We start from the raw sequence: 330 nt of genomic DNA, 5'->3' as shown, positions 1-330 counted from the left end.
TAGATTTTTGGACGTCGTATTTATGCTTTCGCCCAGAGTAATCATTAATTTGCTTTTTGTATTGTTTAATTTTAGTTCTTTTGAGCCGTATTTGTTTTCTTATTTTAGTACATTTTTCATTATCGATATGTTGATTTAAATCTTCGATTTCTTTATCCAAATGACTACCAATCAAATCTATTTCTTCCTTTGTTAAGTCATTATCGTGATCTTTTTTAATCTCAGGTATGATTTTATTTGTTATCAATTCATGATAGAGTGCTTTAGAATCTTCATTCATTTTTGTCTCATGGTTTTGAATACTCTTTTTCCATACAAATGTATATCGAT

The 330-nt window shown here is 27.3% G+C and carries 1 pseudogene; it reads right to left on the bottom strand.

Annotation, left to right across the window (positions count from 1 at the left end):
• A pseudogene (locus tag HMPREF2930_RS00465) lies at positions 1–330 on the bottom strand (IS5/IS1182 family transposase); the annotation flags it as partial.

This window comes from Staphylococcus sp. HMSC068C09 (assembly GCF_001813735.1).
Classification (GTDB): domain Bacteria; phylum Bacillota; class Bacilli; order Staphylococcales; family Staphylococcaceae; genus Staphylococcus; species Staphylococcus hominis.
Note: the sequence above shows the minus strand (reverse complement) of the source record. Positions and strands in the feature narration are given on the sequence as shown.